Source organism: Lascolabacillus sp. (assembly GCF_028696275.1).
Lineage (GTDB): Bacteria > Bacteroidota > Bacteroidia > Bacteroidales > Dysgonomonadaceae > Proteiniphilum > Proteiniphilum massiliensis.
In genome coordinates this window covers 13,484-36,306 of sequence record NZ_JAQVHI010000015.1, presented here as the reverse complement: position 1 = coordinate 36,306, position 22,823 = coordinate 13,484, and the positions used below count along the sequence as shown (strand labels likewise).

The following is a 22,823-nucleotide window of genomic DNA, read 5'->3' as shown; positions in this document are numbered from 1 at the left end:
TAGAAATGAAACTTAATAGCAAATTACTTTTTGTACTTTTTTTAGTATCAGGACTTATTTCCTGCTCAAATAAAAAAAATAGTGAGTCGCTCCAATTGCTCCCAATGCCCCAGGAAGTAGTGGTCGACTGGTCAAAAAAACATCAGCTTAAAAACGGTGAGATTGATGCTGATAAAATATCAGTAAAATTCATAAGCTCATTCCCTGAAGAGGAGGGATACAGACTTTCGGTAACTCCTGACTCTGTGATAATAGAAGCTGTAAACGATAAAGGTGTTTTTTGGGCTAAACAAACATTAAATCAACTTATTTTACAGGCACAAAATAGTAATCAGTATATACCTCAGGTTGTTATTACCGACTGGCCTGCTTTTCGTGTCCGTGGTTTTATGCATGATGTTGGCAGAAGTTTTATATCTGTAGAAGAGCTTAAAAAACAGATTTCACTTTTATCACAGTATAAGGTAAATGTGTTTCACTGGCATTTGACTGAAAATCAAGGATGGCGACTAGAAAGCAAGCGATTCCCTCAACTTAACGACAGCAGCAGTTTCACCCGTTTACACGGAAAATACTATACTATTGAAGATGCTCACGAGATTGCAGATTGGGCCCGTCAACACAATATGATGTTAATTCCAGAGATTGATATGCCGGGTCACAGTGCGGCTTTTGTACGTGCAATGGGTGTGGATATGCAATCTCCTGAAGGAATGAAGATATTAAAGGAGCTTATGGAAGAGATCTGTACAGAGGTCTTCCCTGATGCTGAGTACATACATATTGGTACTGACGAAGTGCAATTTACTAATCCTGATTTTGTTCCTGAGATGGTAGAATATGTCCGTGGTTTCGGAAAGAAGGTAATCTCATGGAATCCCGGCTGGAATTATAAACCGGGAGAGATTGATGCTACTCAGCTATGGAGTTATAAAGGCAAGGCACAGCCGGGTATACCTGCGATAGATTCAAAGTTTCATTATATAAATCACTTCGATGCCTTTGGAGATATCGTTGCGTTATATAACAGCAGAATATACAATCAGGTGCAGGGAAGTGATGATATAGCCGGGTCAATACTTGCAATTTGGAATGATCGTTATTTGCCAACTGAAAAAGATATTATACTTCAAAACTATTTCTATCCAAATATGATGGCGTTTGCAGAACGTACCTGGAGAGGTGGCGGCAGTGAATATTTTGATAAAAATGGTGTAATTCTGCCTACTGATGAAAATGATCCTGTTTTCATTGAGTTTGCCAATTTTGAGGATCGCATGCTTTGGCATAAAAAGTATATTTTTGCTGATGAACCTTTCCCTTATGTTAAACAGACCCATTTGAAATGGAATATTACAGATCCATTTCCAAACGGAGGAGATCTGGATATGTCGTTCCCTCCTGAAGAGAATCTAAGTGATAGTTATACATATGAAGGAGAAGTATATAATGCAAACCCTGCAGTTGGTGCAGGTATTTATTTACGACATGTTTGGGGTCAAACTGTTCCTGCTTTCTATGATAACCCTCAGGAAAATCATACAGCATATGCATACACATGGGTATGGTCTCCTAAGTCTCAAAAAGTAGGTTTATGGGCTTCTACTCAGGACTACAGCAGATCAGAAGCTGATCTTGCAGCACCACAGGGACAATGGGACTATCGAGGTAGTAAGATATGGATTAATAATCAGGAACTTCCGGCTCCTGTGTGGGAAAATACTCATACTGAAAAGACAAATGAGATTACACTTAAGAATGAGAACTATATAGCCCGTGAACCAATAGAGGTTCAGTTAAATAAAGGATGGAACAAGATACTTTTGAAACTGCCCGTTGGTAAATTCAGTACTCCTGAAGTAAGGCTGCAGAAATGGATGTATACATTTATATTTGTCACTCCTGACGGAAAAGAGGCAATGCCGGGATTAATATATAGCCCTTCGAAAATAAAAGAATAAGAGTTGAATTTGAAAATGAATTCGTTTACTACTTTCATATCGCAACTATTTATTATTTCACTTGTAGCAGTATTCACACTTTCTTGTAAACAGCCTGCAAGTGAAAAATCAAAAAACAATACAATGAAAATAAACTGGAACAAATTATCAACAGCCGGTTTAAACGGAGATTTAACTAAAGGTGTATCTGCATCTTATGCTGCACTGATCAACGGGAAATTAATAGTTGCAGGAGGAGCAAATTTTCCCGGTAAGCTTGGTTTTGAAGGTGGAGCAAAAGCTTTTTACGATGAGATATTGATTTATGACAATACTTCTGAAGATTGGAAAGTTATAGGCCGGCTCCCAACACCTTCAGCCTATGGAGTCTCTGTTTCTGTCTCAGAAGGAGCACTATGGATAGGTGGTAACAATGAAAAAGAGTCATTAAAGTCCTGTTATAAGTTGTCGCTATCACCAAATAATGAAATTTCACTCAAACCATTAGTTGATTTACCTTTTCCTATGGACAATTTCTCTGGTTGCTCCATTAATGAAACTGTATTTGTTGGTGGTGGCATCGTGGATGGCAAATCTTCCAATAAATTTTATTGCTTAGATACTAAAACTGATAGTGAGTGGATTGAATTGCCAGATTACCCAGGAATACCACGAGTACAGCCAGTATTGGTTTCATTAGAAACAGAAGGTAAAACCTATATTTATCTTTTAGGAGGCTTCTTTGGTGGTGATGAGAATCAAGAACCGGCTATGGCCACTGATATTTTACGATTTGATGTTGCTGAAAATGTATGGTCTGTGGTTGGTGAGCAGATTGACCCTGAAACAGGTAATCCCTTCTCACTTGGAGGAGCAACTGCGTTTGCTATCAACAACAGATATATAATATGCCTTGGTGGTGTAAATTATGATATATTCCTTGATGCAATCACTACGCAATATAACATTGGATTTGATACTAAATTAACTCCTGAAGAAAAGAAGGAGAAAAATCTAAATTTCTCAAAGCATTATATGACTCAACCTGTTGAATATTATAAGTTCAACACTGAATGCAGGGTTTATGATACTCATACAGGAGAATGGATAACCATTGATAATACAACCAACTCAGCACGCGCCGGCGCCACTCTGGTAACTGATGGAAACAGATTCTATGCTGTGCAGGGTGAGTTAAAGCCTGGTTTAAGAACATCTGTATCATATATGGGAGAGGTTGTAACAGAGTAAATATACACCCTTAATATGGGGTCAAATTGAAATTATTAATCAAAGAAACAATATAAAAGACAAATAATGAGAAACAGTAAATATTATCCCTGGGTAGTAGTTGGATTGCTTTGGTTTGTAGCCCTTCTGAATTATCTCGACAGACAGATGCTTTCTACCATGCAATCTTCTATGCAGATGGATATCCGTGAACTGGCAATTGCAGAGAACTTTGGACGAATAATGGGTATATTCCTGCTTATATATGGATTAATGAGTCCTATAGCAGGTATAATTGCAGATAGAGTAAATCGTAAATGGCTAATTGTGGGCAGCCTTTTCGTTTGGTCGGCCGTAACCTGGGGAATGGGTTATGCTGAGACCTACAGTCAGGTTTATTGGCTTAGAGCGCTAATGGGTGTAAGTGAAGCGCTGTATCTGCCTACCGGACTTGCTATGATTGCAGATTTTCATAGCTCAAAAACAAGATCTCTGGCAATTGGAATACATATGTCGGGACTTTATACCGGTCAGGCTCTCGGTGGTTTTGGTGCTACTATTGCCGCAAATTACTCCTGGCAAACTGTATTTCACTGGTTTGGAATAGTTGGAATAATTTATTCAGTATTATTGATATTTATACTATTTGATAAAGAGGGTCATGCAGGAACAAAAACATCAAGACTCAATGTCGATCCTCAAAAAACTCCAGTTAAGAAAGCCTCTGTTTTAAGTTCATTCGGATTAATATTAGGAACACTCTCATTCTGGATAATGCTGTTCTATTTTATGGCTCCAAGTTTCCCGGGATGGGCAACAAAAAACTGGCTACCTACTCTATTCTCAGAGAATCTGGGTGTAGAAATGGCTAAGGCAGGACCTATGGCTACGATATCTATTGCTATCGCATCGTTTTTTGGAGTACTTATTGGTGGGCCACTTTCTGACAAGTGGGTACAGAAAAATATAAGAGGAAGAATTTACACTAGCGTTATAGGTTTAACGCTTACTATTCCATCTCTGATTTTATTAGGCTATGGTCACAGCTATGTAGGACTAATTGGTGCTGCTGTGCTGTTTGGTATTGGTTTTGGTATGTTTGACACAAACAACATGCCTATTCTTTGCCAGATTATACCACAGAAACTAAGGGCAACAGCATATGGAATAATGAATATGATGGGTGTATTTGCAGGTTATATCGTTACTCTCATGCTTGGCAGTTCAACAGATGCAGGAAATTTGGGGGCAGACTTCAGCAAATTATCAATTGTAGTATTAGTTGCCGTAGTACTGATGCTTATATTTGTAAAACCTAAACCTGAACTGACTTACAATCAGGAGAATTAAAGCTAAAAGCAAAAAATAAGAATTATAAATCGTAAACAAATAAAAATACTAAGTATGCAATTCGAAAAGATTAAAGGATTAATAGTAGCACCATTTACTCCTTTTGACAAAAAAGGTGAAGTGGATCTGAGCCCTATAGATAATTATGCATCCATGTTGCAGAAAAATGGACTGATAGGCGTATTTATAAACGGATCTTCGGGTGAAGGTTATATGCTGACAGTTGAAGAGCGAATGAAACTTGCTGAAAAGTGGGTATCAGTATCTCCCAAAGGATTTAAGGTAATTGTACATGTGGGGGCAACCTGTATAAAGGATAGCTTCAGGCTTGCTCAGCATGCACAGGAGATAGGAGCTTTTGGTACAGGTGCAATGGCTTCACCATTCCCAAAAGCAGGAAGAGTTGAAGAGCTTGTAAAATATTGCGAAGAAATTGCTTGCGGCGCCCCTGATCTGCCATTCTATTTCTATCATATACCTGCATTAAATGGAGTTTTCCTTCCTATGCTTCCTTTCCTTAAAGCTGCAGATGGAAGAATCCCTAATCTGGCTGGTATCAAATACACATATGAAAGTCTGTATGAATACAATCAGTGCATGCTCTATGAAAATGGTAAATTTGATATGCTCCATGGGCAGGATGAGACAATACTTTCTGCTCTGATTATGGGTGGTGCTAAGGGAGGAATTAGCGGAACTGGCAGTTACATTGGTAAAACTCTTGTTAGCGTTATTGATGAATATAATAAAGGTAATATTGCCGAAGCTGTTGATCACCAAAACTTTGCACAGGAAGTTATCAATGTTATTGCTCGTTACAGAGGCAATATTGTTGCCGGAAAACGAATAATGAAATTCTTAGGTATTGATTTGGGTATCAATCGTACTCCATTCCAGAATGTAACATCTGAAGAAGAAGCTATAATAAGAAAAGAGCTTGAAGCAATCGGTTTCTTCGAACGATGCAACAAGCTCTGATCATTATTTATAATGATTGATTAACTATTTGATGAGGTCAGTCAGTTTAACAGCCTGGAAGGTCATGTGTGCTACACTACTTTCGTAAAGGATGCCAACTGTCTCCTCATCAATCATAGTTAAGCATGAATAACCCCAACCGTAATCCTCATCAAGCAATACATCATATTCTGTAGGGAATGTTAATCCACCATCTAAGCTTGCTTTGATAGTAATATTATTTCTGCCCTTTGTTGTATTGGGATTTGAGAAAAGGAGTATATCCTTACCAATTATATTATCTTCTGCTTTAACACTTATCAAACTTGCCATACAAACCGGCTCCTGAAGTACGCTGCGTGATGATGGATGTTCCTTCCATGTTTTACCCAGATCGGTAGTTATAGCAACAGCCCTGCTCCCTCCTCTGTTATCTCTCATGTTTAGCATTAACACACCCGGCTCAACTTCCACCACTTGTGCTTCTGTTGTGTTAGATCTTGCAGGATTGTGAATTTTCCATGTCTCTCCATGATCCTTACTATACATTATGCCTGCATGAGGCATTCTTTCTGAGTCGATAAACTGAATTGCAAACACTAATGTTCCATCTTCCATTGTTATACCTTTACCGGGGCCTTGCAGTAAAAAGTTCCATGAAGGATCTTTAACCTGCTCTGTAATATTAATAGGCTCAGACCAGGTTTTGCCATCATCTGTACTTTTACTTAATACCAGCTGAGCTGTAGTCTCTTTTCCATTTCCTGACATTGAGTTTGTCCATGCTCTGCCATTCCCCATACCGTGTGTCCATGCTGCAATAACCCAGATAGTACCTGTTTTTTTGTCAACAAGAATTGCCGGATCACCTACTCCATTCTGTGCCTTTGGCATACCATCAGTTTCACCAAAACTTAAAGGTAATCTCATTTTCTCCCATGTTTGACCTTTATCTGTACTTCTGCTTAGTCCAACATCAACATATTCCTGCAGATCTACACTACTGTTATAACGTACATCGTATACACCTAAAAGTGTACCCTCATTTGAAGTATCTAATCCTGGTATTCTGAAAGAGGCAGAACCATCATCACCAGCATGTCTCACACCAATTCCCAGTCTATGAACTGCCTTCTCTGAAAACATTGATAAAGGTGCATCCTTACCATCAAGTTTTACAGAACTCATTTCCACATCTATTTTTGAGACAAGAGAGCTGTTGGGTTTCATCTGCAAACTTACCCAGAAGTAGTTAATACCAGGGAATAGTTTATAATTGGGAGAAAAAACTACATCGTTGCCAGGTGACTTCTCCTCAACAATTTTTATGGAGTATGACTCATTGGCTGATAAAGTCTTTCCGGGAGAGTGACTGGATATATATTGTCCCACAGGTGCAAAATGAAGCTCTCCTCTTCTTTGCGGTGCTTCAGTACCGCTATAATAAAGTTTTACTGCTGCAATTTCGCTAAGGTTTACTTCATCTGCAAAGCGAAGCTTTATCTCATTCAGCTCTTTGGAACTCTTGGCATCAATCCTTACATAGAATAATACATTGTCGGTTCTGTCAATAAGAATCGGAATCTTGGTCTGCTTTACCTGTACTGTATCAGCAGCCTGAATTATAAAAGTAAGTGCAAAAAGTTGCAACAAAAAAAGTAAAGAGATTTTAGTTTTCATAAAAGTTAGTTTGTTTGTATAATATTTTAATAATACTGGTGTATATAATTAGTAAATATAGTAAAACAAATTATATACTCAATAAATAAAACAGTAAATTGCCTATATTGTATATAAATTATATTATTATAAGGCCTCTTTGCTTATTTCTTCAACTATTTCAGGATTTACCAATGTTGTTATATCACCAAAATCACTCTTTTCCCCTTCCGCTATTTTCCTCAAAATACGGCGCATTATTTTTCCTGATCTTGTTTTTGGCAATCCTGTTACAAACTGTATCTTATCCAGTTTAGCTATTCCACCTATCTGATCAGAAATAAGCTGGTTGATCTCTTTATACAGATTATTTCTGTCACGCCATAAACCAACCTCTTTCAGTACCACAAATCCATACAGTGCATTACCTTTAATATCATGAGGAAATCCTACAACAGCACTTTCAGCAACAGTCTGATGCTCATTGATTGCATCTTCTATAGGTGCAGTGCCCAGGTTGTGACCCGAAACAATAATCACATCATCAACTCTTCCGGTAATCCTGTAATAGCCAACCTCATCTCGCAAAGCTCCATCACCGGAAAAATATTTCCCCGGGAACTTAGAAAAATATGTATCAATATATCTCTGATGATCCCCCCAAATGGTTCTTGCAATTCCCGGCCATGGATAATCAATGCAGAGGTTACCAAGTTTCTGGTTTCCCTCTATCTCATTTCTCAGTTCATCCATCAATACCGGTCTGATACCCGGCAGTGGCAAAGAAGCGTATGTAGGTTTTGTTGGTGTAACAAAAGGTATGGCAGAGATTACAATTCCTCCTGTTTCAGTTTGCCACCATGTATCTACCAATGGACAGCGTTTATTACCTACATGGTCGTTGTACCAATGCCATGCCTCTTCATTTATTGGCTCTCCTACTGAACCGATCACTTTAAGGCTATCCATTTCAAAATCCTGTACAAATTCTATTCTCTCTTTAGCAAGCGAACGAATAGCAGTAGGTGCTGTATAAAACTGATTCACATTATGTTTTTGTATTACATTCCAGAATCTGCTGTGATCGGGATAAGACGGAATACCTTCAAATAATACTGTTGTCGCACCATTAAGCAAGGGTCCATATATTGTATATGAGTGGCCTGTTATCCATCCTATGTCAGCTGTACACCAATAGACATCATTTTCTTTGTAATTAAATACATTTTTAAATGTATATGCAACATATACCATATATCCTGCGGTTGTATGCACCATACCTTTTGGTTTGCCGGTTGAACCTGATGTATATAGTATAAAAAGAGGATCTTCTGCATCCATAACTTCAGCTTTACTGGTAGTTTCTGCCTGTTCAAGCAAAGGTTGCAGCCATATGTCGCGCCCCTCTTTAAAATCTATTTCCTGATTAGTTCTTTTTACCAGGAGAACCTTTTCTATTGTATTAGTTTTGTTTAGAGCATCATCCACAATTTTTTTAAGATCAACAGTTTTATTGCCCCTATATCCTCCGTCAGCAGTAATGATTACCTTTGCATTGCAGTCATTAATCCTGGTTGACAGAGCATTTGCTGAAAAGCCTGCGAAAATGACTGAGTGAATAGCTCCTATTCTGGCACATGCTAAGACTGTAAACACAAGTTCCGGAATCATAGGCAAGTATATACAGACTCTGTCACCCTTTTTTACACCCTGATCACGTAAAACATTAGCCATCTTGGACACTTCAGTATAAAGCTCACTGTACGTGAAAAATCTTGATGGTTCATCGGGATTATTTGGTTCAAATATGATTGCTTTTTTATCACCTCTGTTGGCAAGATGTCTGTCGATACAATTTTTTGTTATATTAAGCTTTGCGTTCTTATACCAAACAAACTCCGCTTTCTGCATATCAAACTCCACAACTTTATCCCACTTCTGATACCATGTAAAATTATTTTCTGCAATTTTACCCCAGAACTTTTTAGGTTTATTCACTGATTTCCTATACACCTTAAAGTATTGTTCCAGAGAGTCTATACTGTAACTACTCATATTTACCGGATTTTTAAATGTTTAAACAATTTTAATTCTGAACATATCTGTGAGTGAAAAAGTTTTAGATATCCTTAGCTTTGTATAATAAAAAAAAGTAGTGGTCAGAATTTTTAATAATCTGACCACTACTTTCTTATATAAATATTCTCTTTTAGTACCTAATCGAACATCTTTCTGAATTTATTGAACACACTTTTACGTGCGGTTGCTGAAGGAGAAAAGCTCTCTGATTTCTCAAACTCTTCCATCTGCTTACGCTCTTTAGCACTAAGATTCTCCGGTACATATACATTTACATGTATCAACTGATCTCCCTTTCCATATCCATTAACAGTGGGCAGTCCCTTATTTCGCAGGCGTAAAACCTTACCCGGTTGTGTTCCCGGATCAATTTTAACTTTAGCTATACCATCAATTGTTGGCACCTCCACGGTTCCACCAAGTGCTGCAGTTGGGAAACTAAGGAACAGATTATATATCACATCATTTTCATCTCTGATAAGATTTGGATCTTCCTCCTCTTCTATTACTATCAGCAAATCACCGTTTACACCGCCTCTACGTGCAGCATTACCCTTTCCGGACATAGAAAGCTGCATACCTTCAGCTACACCTGCAGGAATCTTTATAGATATAACTTCTTCCTCCCTTACTATACCTTCACCATTACAGTTAGAACATTTTTTTGTTATTGTTTTTCCATCACCGTTACAGGTAGGACAGGTTGATGAAGTCTGCATTTGACCAAGTATAGTGTTTGCAACACGTGTTACAACCCCTGAACCATTACATGTGGTACATGTAGATACAGAGTTACCGTTTTCAGAGCCATTACCATCGCAGTGGGAACAAGAGACATATTTCTTAACTTTAATCTTTTTCTCAACTCCGTTAAGAATCTCTTTTAGTGTAAGCTTCACTTTCACTCGTAGATCAGAACCCCTGTTAACCCTTCTTCCGCGCTGAGAACTGCCAAAGCCCCCGAAACCGCCAAATCCACCAAAGTGTCCTCCGAAAATATCTCCAAACTGAGAGAAGATGTCGTCCATTGACATCCCTCCACCACCAAAGCCGCTTGATGCAGAACTGCCTACACCTGCATGTCCAAACTGATCGTATCTTGCACGTTTATTCTCGTCACTCAATACTTCATAAGCTTCGGCAGCCTCCTTAAACTTTTCCTCAGAAGCCTTATCCCCTGGATTCTTATCCGGGTGATACTGAATTGCCTTTTTTCGGTAGGCCTTTTTTATCTCTTCAGCTGATGCATTTCTGGGTACCTCCAGAACTTCGTAATAATCTCTTTTACCGGCCATATTATTCTCCTACAACTACTTTAGGGAAACGAATAATTTTATCATTCAATTTATAACCCTTTTGTATACAATCAATCACTTTACCTTTCTGTGACTCATCTTGTGCTGGTACGGTTGTAACAGCTTCAAAAGTGTCAGCATCAAAAGGCATGCCTACAGATTCGATCTCTTCTACTCCATTTTGTTTTAGGAAGCTGATGAACTTTGAATAAATAAGATCCATGCCCTCAAGCATTGCATCCTTATCCTCTGACTGATGCAAAGAGTCAAGTGCACGTTCAAAATCGTCTACTAATGATATAATATTAAGCAGAACTCTCTCACCTCCATTTTTTATGATCTCTGCTTTCTCTTTTATAGTTCTTTTTCTGAAATTGTCAAATTCAGCATTTAACCTTAGGAAACTGTCATTCAGATCTTCATGACTTTTCTGAAGCTCATCATATTCACTCTTAAGCTTTGTATACTCGTCAATATCCTCCTGTTCCCCGGAATCTTTATTTACTTCTTCCTTAGCTGAATTATCGCTGTTTTCTGTCAAATTGTCCTTAATATCTTTTTCACTGTCTTTAGCACTATCGTGCTGACCTGTTCCACGTTTCATATATAATTTATTTTGTTTTCAATATCTACCCTAAGTCTACTGCAAATAGTTTGCCATAATTTTTTCAAAGAAATAATTCACACCATTCATCAAAAATTTCTACTTGATGCCAACCATGTCTGCTCAGGCTTTGTCTTATCTTCTTTAATGGTTTTTCTTTTCCCAACTGAGATTTTGAAAAAAATTTATCTGCAAAGCAGATTATCTGCTCCTCAAGACTTTGGGGTCTCATATCTCTTTTTGGAATTGGCAAGTTCCTGTTGAGGATTGTTTCAAGACTTAGTCCTGTACCTGTATGTCTCTCACACACCTTACCATGCTTAGGGTACCCCTCTTCGGTCAATAGCTCTCGTCCCAGATAACCGTGACATATATATGGCATATCTCCCATACATGCAATATGAGGAGCTTTGGTCTTAAAAATCCCAATATCATGAAGCATTCCTGCCTCCTCTATAAACTTAACATCTACAGCCAGCTCAGGATGTTTATTAACTATATCAAGAGCCTTTTTTGTCACATCGCTACAATGAGACATATAGATATCATATAATTTAGTTCCTTCTTTATAGTACTTTCTTATAATTATATTTGGATCCATAAATATCGGTTTTCCAGCTACAAAGGTAGCATAAAAATATCAATCTGTCAGCTGATTCATATTTGTTAATTTAGTCTAAACATATAAGTGAGAAAATATAAATAACATATATTTGTCAACATATGCTGAAAAAAAGGTTGAATAGGCTTAGTTTGTTTTATCCATTGCTGTTTACATTATACGTATGCAGTATCACACTTTTCACCCATTCACATTATATTAACAACATCAGGTACGTTCACTCACACCCTATAAGGTTAGGTGAAATACCTTCACATGACCACTCTGAAAAAGAGCTTCAGCTGCTCGATCAGCTTTTCAACACATCAATAACATCAGATATAATACCTGATGTAGATCTTTCAGGTAATATTCCCCTAAAAAAGATAAGATATAGCAATCTTTATCAGCACCTGCACATAATTAGCCCCACTACATCATTACTGCTCAGGGCTCCTCCTTCATTTCTGTGAATAGATCGGTCTGGATATCAGACCACACAATCATTTCATCTATGATTGATAAAATAGTAGACCTATCATAGTCTGATAGTCTCATACAGAATAACTATACACTCAAATCAAACAACAGAATGAAGAAGTTTATAATAATCACTCTGATAGTTGTACTATTTAACAACTATATCAAAGCGGATAATAACATTACAGATCAGACAGATGCAAATATTTATGGCCATGTTTTGGATAAAAAAACCAATGAACATCTCCCATATGCAACAGTTAAACTGCAGGGCACAACAATTGGGATAACTACAGATGGTACTGGCCACTACTTTTTAAGAAATCTTCCCACAGGCAATTTCACTCTTGAAGTGTCTATGATTGGATTCAAGACAGTTTCAAGAGAAGTAAACATTGAAGCCGGAAAAACAATAGAGATAAATTTTGAACTGGAAGAGTCGTCAACTTCACTTAATGAAGTGGTTGTATCTGCAAATAGAAATGAGACAACAAGAAGAACTGCACCATCACTAGTCAGTGTTCTCGATATGCAAACATTAGATGTAACAAATTCAAAAACATTGTCGGATGGACTTAAATTTCAACCCGGATTAAGAGTTGAAAATAATTGCCAGAATTGTGGAACTACACAGGTTAGAATAAATGGTATGGAAGGTTCATATTCACAGATTCTCATCGACTCTCGGCCGATGATTGGAGCACTAGCTGGTGTTTATGGTCTGGAACAGATACCTGCTAATATGATTGAACGAATTGAAATAATTCGTGGAGGCGGATCTGCCCTTTTCGGAGCCAATGCCATAGGAGGAACAATTAATATCATAACGCGGGAACCTATTAGAAACAGTGGTGAGTTCTCTCACACCTTATCAAGTATAAACAGCAGCGGTAGTTTAGAGAATAACACAACATTTAATGCCTCACTTGTAAATGACACTCGAAATGCAGGTATAATGGTTTATGGTCAGCACCGCCTAAGAGATGGGTTTGATATAGATGGAGATAGCTTTACAGAGCTGCCCTCGTTAAAAAACAGGTCACTCGGATTTAGATCTTTCCTTAAAACAGGTGTATATTCAAAGCTTACCCTTGAATACAGGAATATTCATGAATTCCGGCGTGGTGGAGACAGATTAGATCTTAAACCTTATGAAAGTTTTATAACAGAGCAAGTTGAGCATTACATTAATAGTGGTTCTCTGAGCTTCGATAAATATTCATCTGATCAAAAAAGCAAACTTAATCTCTATACAGCTGCCAGTCATACGGAAAGAGCAAGTTACTATGGTGCAGGTACTCCTTTTAATAATAATGTACCTGCAATTGAACCAGGTATGTCTCAAGATGAAATCGAAAGCATAAATGAAATAATAAAGAACAACCAAGCACGATTAAATTCCTTTGGTACAACATCTGAACTCACCTATCAGATTGGAGGTCATTATATCCGATCGTTCAGCAATCTGTGGTTCATGCCGGCTGACCTTACTGCCGGAGCTGAATACCTTGGGAGTGAACTTGATGATATAAGTGGCTACCGAACAGAGAAAATTTCACAGAAAACATATACATTAAGTGGATTCATCCAAAATGAATGGAAAATTGAAATGTGGAGCTTTCTTGTTGGTGGAAGACTTGATAAGCATAATTTAGTGGATAACGCAATTTTCAGTCCTAGAATTAATATGCGGTACAACCCAACCGAAAATATTAACTTCAGACTTACATATAGTGCGGGTTTTCGTGCACCTCAGATATTCGATGAAAACCTCCATGTGGATATTGCAGGAGGTAAACAGATAGTGAGGATACTCTCTGAAAAGCTGAAAGAAGAGAGATCAAACAGTGTTAGTGGCTCGGTAGATTTCTATCATCAGATAGATAACAACAGACTATTAAACCTGCTTATCGAGGGATTCTATACAAAACTAAACAACCCTTTTACTGATGTAAGACTTGGAAATGAAATTGTTATAGAGAATGCAAGCTCTGGAGCGATGGTGTATGGTATGAACCTTGAAGGCAGAATTGCATTAAACAATAAACTCGATCTGCAGGCAGGGGCTACATTTCAAAAAAGTCTGTATGAAGAGGAGAGAAAATGGTGGGAACCTGAAACACCCGAAGAGGAAGAATTAGATAAGGTAATACCTACGAAAAGAATGATGCGAACACCTGACAGTTATGCATATTTAGTGATAACTTTAGCTCCAACAGATAAGTTTACAGCCTCTTTGTCGGGCAACTATACTGGCAGTATGCTTGTGCCTCATGATGCAGGTTTTGGTGTAGAAGGTGTTGACAAGTTCTCTACAGTTTATATAACTGAAAAATCTCCATCATTTTTTGAACTCAATACAAAAATTGCATACACTATTAATGTTTATCATGACACAAAGCTTGAGCTGAATGCTGGCATTCAAAACATTTTCAACTCATTTCAGAAAGATTTTGATACCGGTGCAGGAAGAGCCAGCAACTACATTTATGGACCTGGAATGCCAAGAACATTTTTCATAGGTACAAAAATATTGCTCTAACTATCAAAAAACATTAAACCAAAACAGGTGCAACTTTATGCAGTTGCACCTGTTTTATTTATACATATCTATTTTATTGGTCACATTCTACTCTTACATGCTCCTTATTTAAAAGAGCAACATAAGAACAAGGTAAGAGCAAAGTAAGAGTTAAGCAAGTACCAATAGTGTGTAAACTGTCAATATAATTATAACGGAATTACATATTTTTTCATTGCCTCATCCTGGAGAGATTTTGGCACAGCCTCCTTCACTTCATCAACAATAATGTTGATCAACCTTTCGCGGATAAACTCCTTACGGGTTACGAGACTGACTTCACGTACAGGAGTTGAGTTTTTAAATGGTCTTACATTCTTTTTTTGCTTCTCACTGAGGTTGGCGATAGCCATTTCTGGAATAACAGTCAGACCCTCATTCTCATCTACAATATTTATAAGTGTATCGATACTGCCCGCTTCATAGGAGAAAATGGATTGATTTGCACCTTTTCTTTTCTTAAGATTGCACAAGTGAAGAATCTGCGTCCTGAAACAATGCACCTCGTCAAGCAACCATAACTTAGTAGCATTCAGATCATCTTCATCCAATGCATTTTTTGCATACAGAGATCGCTCAAGTGGTGAAACATATGCAAAAAACTGTTCGTAATAGATTGGGGTTTCATTTATCGAAGGTTCTTTCAGCGGAGTAGCCAGAATTCCACCATCAAGAGAATCATTAGATAAACCTTTTAATATCTGATCGGTTGTAAGCTCTGAAATAATAATTCTGATATCATAATTATTGTCACGATGAACCTGCATGAGTTTAGGCAAAAGATAGGGAGAGATAGTAGGAATTATTCCGAGTCTGAACACCCCTTTTACGATACCTTTCTCCTCCAGAATTATCTCCTTTATATGATTAACCTGAGCAACAGCAACGCGGGCTTGGTCGATAATACGTTCTCCAATCTCTGTTGGCTGAACAGGCAGTTGTGAACGATCGAATATTTTTACTCCCAGCTCCTCCTCCAGCTTTTGAATCATCATACTCAGTGTTGGCTGTGTTACAAACGATGCCTCTGCAGCTTTGGAAAAATGGCGATAGTTATCTACTGCAATAATATATTCTAACTGTTGTATATTCATAAAGCTTATTCTTTAATCAAATGAAACATAAAAATTACCTGTATATTACTTGTAGTTTGAGAAATACTTCATAAACTGTACACGTTCGTACAGGTATGGACTCTTTATGTTTGCATAGTTCAATTTACCCTTAAACTCCTCAATATTTGTATAGTTGTTTTGGTTCATCCACTCTTCAATACATGTAAGGATATGATCAACTGTTTCCAAACCGTTTTCATATAATGTACTGCATAATTGTATTGCTCCAGCACCTGCAAGAATTCCCTTAATTACATCTTCCCATGTATGAACACCGTATGAACAGGCAATATCAAAATCAGGCACTCGACCCGACACTATTGCGGTCCACCTTAAAGTATCACTGAAATCAGAAGGGTTGCTGAAAACCGGACCTGGTACTAACTCCAGAGTCTTAATATCAATATCAAGCTGATAGAAACGATTAAACAACACTATACCATCAGCTCTAAGAGCCTTCAACTTTGAAACAAGTCCCGGTAAATTACCGATATTCTTTGCCATTTTGATTACAACCGGTATATGGATAACCTTTTTTAGTTCCCTGACAATATTAACATATGTATCCTCAAGATATGTATCTCCAAACTCACCGGCATTTAGAACAAACAGGTTAAGTTCCAAACCATCAGCTCCTGCATCCTGAATAGTTTTTGCAAATTCAGTCCATCTTGCCATTTTATAGCAGTTTATACTTGCAATAATTGGCACACTGCAACGCTTCTTTGCCGATCTGATTAAATCAAGATATTTATCCATATGATTCATCTGAACATAAGTATTGATGTAATCGGCAGCTTCCGGGTAATCTGCTATCTGAGATAGTTTTTCTGAATGATTTTCAATCTGCTCTTCAAAAAGAGATTTCAAAACTATTGCTCCCACACCTGAGTTTTCCAGTTCTATAATCTTATTAATAGAATTTGTTAACCCGCTGCTTGCAGCAATTATGGGATTTTTTAGTTTTAACCCCGCAAATGTTGTTTGTAAACTTGTAGTCATACGATGAAGAAATGTTTTTCAAAATTTCATAATAAACAAAAATAGGGAATTTTATTGATAAAATCGATATGTTATATTTAAAAATAATGTCATCGTTTATCAGCGACTTCCAAATATAAGTGTCCCTATTCTTACAATTGTACTCCCTGACTCAATTGCGAGGGGGTAGTCGCCGGTCATTCCCATTGAAACTTCTTTAAAATCAGCATCATCTTTAAAATGAAGATCTTTGAATTCATCAAAAAGCGACTTAAGCTGATCGAACTCATTTTTCACCTTTTTTTCATCTTCAGTAAATGTGGCCATACCCATGAGGCCCGAAATTTTCACATGCCTGCATTCTCTCCATCTGCCTTCTGACAAGAACTTGCGACACTCTTCGGGAGAGAATCCTGATTTAGTGTCTTCATCTGCAATATGTATCTGGAGCAAACATGGTATTACCCTGTTATTGGCGCTACCCTGCTTCTCAATTTCACGCATTAGCCTCTCACTATCTAAACTATGAATTAACGTAACAAAAGGGGCAATCTGTTTTACTTTATTACGCTGCAGATTCCCAATGAAATGCCACTCAATATCTTTTGGCAGTTCCTGTTGTTTTTGCACAAGCTCCTGTACACGACTCTCGCCAAACAATCGCTGTCCGGCATTATAAGCTTCCATAATCTCTTCATTTGAATGAAATTTGGAAACAGCAACAATCTTTACATTCGATGGAACAGTCTCTTTTAACGCCTCTATTTTTGATCTTATACTCATTCTTCCTTATTAGTAACCTTATCGCCCGTATATGGGAAAACATCCATAATAGCTGTCTCTGTGACAGACGCTATTGAATAGTCTATCATAGTTTTTTTCATTTCAGCCTCAATAATTTCAACTGCCTCTTTAAGTTCAGATGCCTGAACGAGCATGTTTACAGCAGTTTTTTTCTCTGAACCGCTTTTTTCATCAAGTGTTATATAATACAGTTTTGCCTTATAATATCTATCACCTGTTTCATTAAAAAATGAGTCTGAATATTTAACTCGCTTAATATCAGACACAGTAAATTCGCCCGAAATGAAGGGTCTGATCTCTTCTATAATTCTTGCCTCAGCTTCGGTAAATGACAACGCATCCACCAGATAAGGCTCTGTAACAGTTTTCTGAATGCCGGTCTCCAGCATTTTATCATATCTCAGTTTACACTCAAACCAGTTGTACATATAATCTTATTAATTTATTTTATTAGGATAACAAAGATAAGGATAAAATAGAAATGAAAAGGAGATTTTGTGAAAGCTGAAGTGATTTGCAGTTATTCGGTTTTAAATACTATTTTTGCAAATTATCTTAATAAAATGATTGGAACCATTGTAAATACAGTAGCGGTACTGGTGGGCGGACTACTAGGTCTTGTTCTCAATAAAAAAATGCCTGGAAGAGTTACATCAATTTATTTTCAGGCAATTGGACTTTTCACTCTTGCAATAGGAGCCACTATGGCTGTGAGCATGGAAAAAATACTTATAATAGTTAGCAGTCTTGCTATTGGTTCTCTCTTGGGTGAGTGGTGGAACCTGGAAAAAGGTGCAGAACAGTTGAGTGAGTACCTTAAAAAGCGCTTCAAAATTGGGAGTGAGAGGTTTTCAGAGGGATTGGTTACTGCTTTTCTTTTGTTTTGCGTAGGTTCGATGACTATACTTGGCACTATACAGGAAGGAACAGGAGGGTCACCTGATCTCCTTTATACTAAATCGATGATGGATTTTTTCTCTGCAATACTCCTGGCTTCTGCATTTGGAGTAGGTGTAGCATTTTCTGCTCTGCCACTTTTTTTATTTCAGGCATCATTGACGCTATTTGCCATGTTTGCATCCCATTTTTTCACTGATGATATTATACTGGGACTAACCAATGTAGGAGGAATATTATTAATAGGATTAGGTATCAACATACTTGAAATAAAGAAACTCCGCATTATGAATATGCTTCCCTCTCTGGTTATAGTGGTGCTGTTACTATGGATTTTTAACTAAATTCCTCTCAAAAGTTGCAAAAGAAAGATCAGAAGTTAGGTTTATGGCTGTTGGTTTTTATAGCCCTCGGATCGATGATTGGATCCGGCATATTTAATTCTCCTAAAGATCTCATCAGTTCGGCTAATCCACAAGGTGCAATGATTGCCTGGCTTATAGGTGGATTCGGAGCTTTGATGCTTGCTCTGGTATTTGTTTATCTCGCAGCAAAAAAACCAGAATTGAAAAGTGGTATCTATGCCTATGCCCGTGATGGGTTTGGCGATTTCATGGGATTCAATTCAGCATGGGGATACTGGTCGTTAGGCTGGCTTGGCAACATTGGATTTATCGCACTATTTTTTAAGACATTTAATGATCTGCTGGGCGATAAAGCTATTTCACCCCTACAAGCTTTTATTATTGGTTCACTTATTATCTGGATATTCTTTTTTATACTGAAAGCGGGTATAAGAGAAGGCGCCATACTTAATTTCATAGTAACAACTGCAAAGCTGATTCCTGTTATTCTTATAATAGTTCTAGGTGTTTTACTGGTAAAAAGTGATCTCTTCATTGTAGAAAACTGGCAAACAAGACTTGCCTCAACAGGTGAACCAACATCGCCCACGATACAGATTAAAAGTGCAATGGCAATTATTTTATGGTGTTTCGTGGGAATGGAGGCAGCATCGGTATTATCTGGAAGAGCCAAAAGTCAGAAGATTGTCAGACTTACTATTATAATCTCTCTGCTTATTGTGCTTGGGGTATATATGCTGATCACTTTTATTGCAATGTCCTCTATACCGGCAGATAAATTAGCAGCATCTGAGACTCCTTTGGCACTGGTTCTTGAGCAGACTGCGGTAGGTGCAGCCGGAGGAGTGATAGTGAAGCTTGGAATTATGGTTTCCGTGCTTGGTGCAAGTTTCTCCTGGATTATGCTGTCGGTTGAGACACTATATGTTGCAGCAGTTGATAATGTTCTTCCCCGTATATTTAAAAAGGTAAACAAAAACGGAACCCCCGTAACTGTACTTCTGATTACTCAGGGTTTTACTCAAATATTTCTTATTTCAATATTGTCGCCTAAACTAAACGAGACATATCTGGCTGCTATAACAATTGCAACTACGCTGGCGCTTATTCCCTATTTACTGTCATCACTTTATGCTGTAAAGATTGCAATGATTAACAGAAAAAGGGAATCATTGCATCATCTTATTATTGCACTGTTGGGTACGATCTACTCTCTTTATGTAATATTTGCCGTAGGTATTAAATATCTTATTCTTTCCTTACTATTTTATGCCATAGGATCACTTCTCTTTATAAAAGCAAAAAGAGAGCAAAAAAAACAGCCCAAACCTTGGGAGTGGGCTGTTATAGTTTTATTGCTAATTGGATCACTGATAATAACCGGTCTGATTTTTTCAGGGAAAATCATTCTCTGATTATCTGTCAAATGTATATCTTAATGTAGCTCCTATTCTGGCAGGATAACCACGCTGAACGAATGAATTAGTATTTCCTGTAGTCATATCGGAAGCCTCAAAAAGGAATGAATTATAATCTTTTCCTAATAGGTTTTTTCCCCATAATTCCAGAGAAAAAACACCTTTCTCAACTGCTACTGTTCCATTTACCAAACCATAAAATGGCTGATAAAGCTCTTGTCCGTTATAATCCTCGTTAGATTCAGTCCAGTAAATCTTTCCTACACCTGTATATTGAACGTTTGCAATAAACCTGTCTATAAATGATCCATTATCAAATTTATATACATAACCGGCTCCCAGACTTAAAGTATGACGAGGAGCAAATGGGATATAATTTCCTGCATAATTTACATCCTCAGATGCCTGATAGTCTTTAAATCGAGCATTAGCAAAGCCATAATCACCATAAAATGAAAGATTACTAATAGGACTGTACTTAACACTCAACTCAAATCCCTTGCTTTCTGATTTACCGGCATTTTCCACTGTTCTGCCTGAAGTTCCCTGTCTTGTAAGTTTAATTATCTGGATGTCATTTACTCGAGAGTAGAACAGAGCATATGTAAGTGAAAGTTTATTGTTTAACATTTCATAGCGACCACCCAGCTCATATGTCCAACTTGTTTCAGGATCATATGAAAGCATCTCCTCCAGACTTGGATCTTCATCTCCATTTCCGGGAGCACCACCACCAGGCAACATTCCGGGAGGCATTCCGCTCATTGCATTTCTCATTATTGATTCCGAAAGAGCTCCTTGCAGCACTTCGGAGAACACCTGTTCGTTATATCCGCCTGTTTTATATCCTTTAGAGGCTGATAAATAAATCATTGAAGTAGGTGAGTAATTATATTTTAATGCGAATTTTGGAAGAAGCTGACCAAAATCCCTGCTGAAAGACCCTTCAATTAAAGTATCTCCCTCAACAAATATATCAGGCATTGGTCTGTTTGGAATCTGAAATTTAAGATTTACATCACCACCATCACTTTCAGTAGAGAAATCTATGGCAGTCTGCTCATAGTCGAATCTCAAACCTGCTGTAGCTGACAAGCCTTCAACACCAAAAAGATCATTTATTGTTGATTGGTGGAAAAGAGCCGCTCCCTTTGAGGGTTTTGTATATATTCCGGGAAGATCAATTCTATCATTAGCGTAGACAATTCTAAGCGGGGCTCCCTTTCTCTCCATAGCTGTATCGAGATGACCCTGCATGGCAACCATACCATCCTCTTTAATTGCTACAGGTGTATCTACAACTCTTCTGTCATAAAATCCAAATGCACCAAGCACCCAGCTATAAGTTTTGTTTAAGTCTGACTTAACGGTAAACTCCTGACTAATAGAATGCTGCTTTTGCTTTTGATTTATAGAAAAAACAGAATTGGAGGTATAGTCCTGATCCATTTTCATATCATCTTTCAGATACTGAAATCCGGTTGTTGAGTGAACTGTGAAGCCACTCCTGCGCCATTCAAGAGACAATCCGTTTGTAAAAAGATGGCGATCATAGGAAGAGGGTTCATTAAAATTGGATCTGGTTGAATCGACATGCATATAGGGGAATGCTCCACCGGTAACATAATCATAATTACCAAACAGTATTGCTTTAAAATCAGGTGATGCCTGCCATTCTAATTTAATTTTGCCTCCGGCATTTTCTGAATTGTCGACTTTTTCTCCTGTATAGCTATTAGTAAAATAACCATCATCGCGCTTATAATATGCTGCTGCAGAGAGACCAAAATTGTTGGAAAGCTTACTGTAATTTGAGCCCATTAGTGAAAACTGGCCATAATTGCCCCCACTCATTGTCAAGCGGGTTCCCTGATATGCTAAAGGAGACAGGGTGTAAAGATTCACAATGCCGCCAATTGCATTTCTGCCATAAAGTGTTCCTTGTGCTCCTCGCAATACCTCTACACGCTGAATATCCTGAAATTCAAAATCAAAAGCTGATGGATTGAAGCTTGGCACATTGTCTACATACAAACTAACTGTTTGAGAACCTAACCGTGCACCAATACCTCTAATATAAATAGGAGTTGACACTTTTGAACCATAAGTGGGTATAAAGAAGTTTGGTATATAACTGCTTAGATCAGGCAGTGATTCAATCTGTGTATTCTGCAGCTGCTTAGGAGATACAACCGAAACAGCGGTTGGCATATTTTTCAGGTTATTTGTTTCCTTCACGGAACTACTAATCACAAATTCGTCTAAATAATATACCCTTAATGTATCTTGTGGATTTTCTTTTTCATAATCTGCTCCTGAAGCAGTAATAAAAGTGTAGCAAACTACAGACATTAACAATATCAACTTCTTCATATTTGAAATTTTATTTAAATAGAAAAGACAACAATAGATCAATCCTCTATTGTAGTCTTAAAATTAACCTAAGATATAATGCAAAGTAATATTA

Annotated in this window: 18 protein-coding genes; 8 read left to right on the top strand and 10 right to left on the bottom strand. The window is 37.6% G+C overall.

What is annotated here, in order from left to right; translation table 11 throughout:
- Positions 1 to 5: 5 nt before the first annotated feature.
- The 4 genes from PHO43_RS05640 to PHO43_RS05625 all read left to right on the top strand — a co-directional run bounded on the left by PHO43_RS05640 (position 6) and on the right by PHO43_RS05625 (position 5,498).
- Positions 6 to 1,961 (top strand): family 20 glycosylhydrolase, encoded by a 1,956-nt coding sequence (locus PHO43_RS05640; protein WP_288011585.1) that lies wholly within the window; start codon positions 6 to 8, stop codon positions 1,959 to 1,961.
- Positions 1,962 to 1,976: 15 nt separating this feature from the next.
- Positions 1,977 to 3,191 (top strand): cyclically-permuted mutarotase family protein, encoded by a 1,215-nt coding sequence (locus PHO43_RS05635; RefSeq protein ID WP_288011583.1) that lies wholly within the window; start codon positions 1,977 to 1,979, stop codon positions 3,189 to 3,191.
- A gap of 66 nt (positions 3,192 to 3,257) precedes the next feature.
- On the top strand, positions 3,258 to 4,520 hold the full coding sequence (locus tag PHO43_RS05630) for an MFS transporter (protein ID WP_288011581.1): 1,263 nt from the start codon (positions 3,258 to 3,260) through the stop codon (positions 4,518 to 4,520).
- A gap of 54 nt (positions 4,521 to 4,574) precedes the next feature.
- Positions 4,575 to 5,498, top strand: a complete 924-nt coding sequence (locus PHO43_RS05625; RefSeq protein ID WP_288011579.1) for a dihydrodipicolinate synthase family protein — start codon at positions 4,575 to 4,577, stop codon at positions 5,496 to 5,498.
- A gap of 24 nt (positions 5,499 to 5,522) precedes the next feature.
- On the opposite strand, the gene PHO43_RS05620 is transcribed toward PHO43_RS05625, so the two are convergent.
- The 5 genes from PHO43_RS05620 to PHO43_RS05600 form a co-directional block, all read right to left on the bottom strand.
- Positions 5,523 to 7,157, bottom strand: a complete 1,635-nt coding sequence (locus PHO43_RS05620) for a sialidase family protein (protein ID WP_288009349.1) — start codon at positions 7,155 to 7,157, stop codon at positions 5,523 to 5,525.
- A gap of 126 nt (positions 7,158 to 7,283) precedes the next feature.
- Positions 7,284 to 9,191, bottom strand: a complete 1,908-nt coding sequence (acs, locus tag PHO43_RS05615; protein WP_053826972.1) for an acetate--CoA ligase — start codon at positions 9,189 to 9,191, stop codon at positions 7,284 to 7,286.
- Between the two features lie 161 nt (positions 9,192 to 9,352).
- Positions 9,353 to 10,510 carry a molecular chaperone DnaJ gene (dnaJ, locus tag PHO43_RS05610; RefSeq protein ID WP_045090655.1) on the bottom strand — a complete coding sequence of 386 codons (1,158 nt, stop codon included), beginning with the start codon at positions 10,508 to 10,510 and terminating at the stop codon, positions 9,353 to 9,355.
- 1 nt (position 10,511) lies between these two features.
- Positions 10,512 to 11,114 carry a nucleotide exchange factor GrpE gene (locus PHO43_RS05605; protein ID WP_045090654.1) on the bottom strand — a complete coding sequence of 201 codons (603 nt, stop codon included), beginning with the start codon at positions 11,112 to 11,114 and terminating at the stop codon, positions 10,512 to 10,514.
- Between the two features lie 64 nt (positions 11,115 to 11,178).
- A complete protein-coding gene (locus tag PHO43_RS05600; RefSeq protein WP_053826973.1) occupies positions 11,179 to 11,715 on the bottom strand; it encodes an HD domain-containing protein in 537 nt (178 codons plus the stop codon).
- Positions 11,716 to 11,837: 122 nt separating this feature from the next.
- Here PHO43_RS05600 and PHO43_RS05595 point away from each other — a divergent pair, with 122 nt between their 5' ends.
- Both PHO43_RS05595 and PHO43_RS05590 read left to right on the top strand, forming a co-directional pair.
- Entirely contained in the window at positions 11,838 to 12,188 is a 351-nt protein-coding gene (locus PHO43_RS05595) for a DUF8478 family putative metalloprotein (protein ID WP_052673248.1), read from the top strand.
- A gap of 119 nt (positions 12,189 to 12,307) precedes the next feature.
- Positions 12,308 to 14,737, top strand: a complete 2,430-nt coding sequence (locus PHO43_RS05590) for a TonB-dependent receptor (protein ID WP_053826974.1) — start codon at positions 12,308 to 12,310, stop codon at positions 14,735 to 14,737.
- A 188-nt stretch (positions 14,738 to 14,925) separates the two neighbouring features.
- Here the strand turns inward: PHO43_RS05590 and PHO43_RS05585 are convergent, their stop codons facing one another.
- The 4 genes from PHO43_RS05585 to PHO43_RS05570 all read right to left on the bottom strand — a co-directional run bounded on the left by PHO43_RS05585 (position 14,926) and on the right by PHO43_RS05570 (position 18,104).
- Positions 14,926 to 15,870, bottom strand: coding sequence for a hydrogen peroxide-inducible genes activator (locus PHO43_RS05585; protein ID WP_053826975.1), 945 nt, complete (start codon positions 15,868 to 15,870; stop codon positions 14,926 to 14,928).
- 45 nt (positions 15,871 to 15,915) lie between these two features.
- Complete coding sequence (locus PHO43_RS05580; RefSeq protein ID WP_288009356.1) at positions 15,916 to 16,893, bottom strand: dihydroorotate dehydrogenase-like protein; 978 nt, start codon at positions 16,891 to 16,893, stop codon at positions 15,916 to 15,918.
- Positions 16,894 to 16,992: 99 nt separating this feature from the next.
- Entirely contained in the window at positions 16,993 to 17,655 is a 663-nt protein-coding gene (locus PHO43_RS05575) for a YggS family pyridoxal phosphate-dependent enzyme (RefSeq protein WP_053826977.1), read from the bottom strand.
- A complete protein-coding gene (locus PHO43_RS05570) occupies positions 17,652 to 18,104 on the bottom strand; it encodes a DUF4494 domain-containing protein (protein WP_045090648.1) in 453 nt (150 codons plus the stop codon). The genes PHO43_RS05575 and PHO43_RS05570 overlap by 4 nt, the downstream gene beginning before the upstream one ends.
- Positions 18,105 to 18,239: 135 nt before the next feature.
- On the opposite strand from PHO43_RS05570, the gene PHO43_RS05565 reads away from it, so the two are divergent.
- Together PHO43_RS05565 and PHO43_RS05560 are read left to right on the top strand one after the other, a co-directional pair.
- Positions 18,240 to 18,917 carry a DUF554 domain-containing protein gene (locus tag PHO43_RS05565; protein ID WP_053826978.1) on the top strand — a complete coding sequence of 226 codons (678 nt, stop codon included), beginning with the start codon at positions 18,240 to 18,242 and terminating at the stop codon, positions 18,915 to 18,917.
- Between the two features lie 14 nt (positions 18,918 to 18,931).
- Complete coding sequence (locus PHO43_RS05560; protein ID WP_288011577.1) at positions 18,932 to 20,353, top strand: amino acid permease; 1,422 nt, start codon at positions 18,932 to 18,934, stop codon at positions 20,351 to 20,353.
- Here PHO43_RS05560 and PHO43_RS05555 read toward each other — a convergent pair whose 3' ends face one another.
- Complete coding sequence (locus PHO43_RS05555; protein ID WP_288011576.1) at positions 20,354 to 22,729, bottom strand: TonB-dependent receptor; 2,376 nt, start codon at positions 22,727 to 22,729, stop codon at positions 20,354 to 20,356.
- Positions 22,730 to 22,823: the final 94 nt, after the last annotated feature.